Below are 1,567 nucleotides of genomic sequence, written 5' to 3'. Positions count from 1 at the left end.
TTCTTTAAGGTAAGGAGGTGATCCAACCGCAGGTTCCCCTACGGTTACCTTGTTACGACTTCACCCCAGTCATGAATCACAAAGTGGTAAGCGCCCTCCCGAAGGTTAAGCTACCTACTTCTTTTGCAACCCACTCCCATGGTGTGACGGGCGGTGTGTACAAGGCCCGGGAACGTATTCACCGTAGCATTCTGATCTACGATTACTAGCGATTCCGACTTCATGGAGTCGAGTTGCAGACTCCAATCCGGACTACGACATACTTTATGAGGTCCGCTTGCTCTCGCGAGGTCGCTTCTCTTTGTATATGCCATTGTAGCACGTGTGTAGCCCTACTCGTAAGGGCCATGATGACTTGACGTCATCCCCACCTTCCTCCAGTTTATCACTGGCAGTCTCCTTTGAGTTCCCGGCCGAACCGCTGGCAACAAAGGATAAGGGTTGCGCTCGTTGCGGGACTTAACCCAACATTTCACAACACGAGCTGACGACAGCCATGCAGCACCTGTCTCACGGTTCCCGAAGGCACTAAAGCATCTCTGCTAAATTCCGTGGATGTCAAGAGTAGGTAAGGTTCTTCGCGTTGCATCGAATTAAACCACATGCTCCACCGCTTGTGCGGGCCCCCGTCAATTCATTTGAGTTTTAACCTTGCGGCCGTACTCCCCAGGCGGTCGACTTAACGCGTTAGCTCCGGAAGCCACGCCTCAAGGGCACAACCTCCAAGTCGACATCGTTTACGGCGTGGACTACCAGGGTATCTAATCCTGTTTGCTCCCCACGCTTTCGCACCTGAGCGTCAGTCTTTGTCCAGGGGGCCGCCTTCGCCACCGGTATTCCTCCAGATCTCTACGCATTTCACCGCTACACCTGGAATTCTACCCCCCTCTACAAGACTCTAGCCTGCCAGTTTCGAATGCAGTTCCCAGGTTGAGCCCGGGGATTTCACATCCGACTTGACAGACCGCCTGCGTGCGCTTTACGCCCAGTAATTCCGATTAACGCTTGCACCCTCCGTATTACCGCGGCTGCTGGCACGGAGTTAGCCGGTGCTTCTTCTGCGAGTAACGTCAATCACTGCGGTTATTAACCACAATGCCTTCCTCCTCGCTGAAAGTACTTTACAACCCGAAGGCCTTCTTCATACACGCGGCATGGCTGCATCAGGCTTGCGCCCATTGTGCAATATTCCCCACTGCTGCCTCCCGTAGGAGTCTGGACCGTGTCTCAGTTCCAGTGTGGCTGGTCATCCTCTCAGACCAGCTAGGGATCGTCGCCTAGGTGAGCCATTACCCCACCTACTAGCTAATCCCATCTGGGCACATCCGATGGTGTGAGGCCCGAAGGTCCCCCACTTTGGTCCGAAGACGTTATGCGGTATTAGCTACCGTTTCCAGTAGTTATCCCCCTCCATCGGGCAGTTTCCCAGACATTACTCACCCGTCCGCCACTCGTCACCCAAGAGCAAGCTCTCTGTGCTACCGTTCGACTTGCATGTGTTAGGCCTGCCGCCAGCGTTCAATCTGAGCCATGATCAAACTCTTCAATTTAAAAGTGTTTGATGCTC

General features: G+C 53.8%; 1 rRNA gene. It reads right to left on the bottom strand.

The annotated features are described in order from the left end of the window. Positions 1-10 precede the first annotated feature (10 nt). Positions 11-1,550, bottom strand: a 16S ribosomal RNA gene (locus tag AB4K05_RS24620). Positions 1,551-1,567 lie beyond the last annotated feature (17 nt).

This window comes from Kluyvera sp. STS39-E (assembly GCF_040932435.1).
In the GTDB taxonomy this organism is placed as follows: domain Bacteria; phylum Pseudomonadota; class Gammaproteobacteria; order Enterobacterales; family Enterobacteriaceae; genus Kluyvera.
Note: the sequence above shows the minus strand (reverse complement) of the source record. Positions and strands in the feature narration are given on the sequence as shown.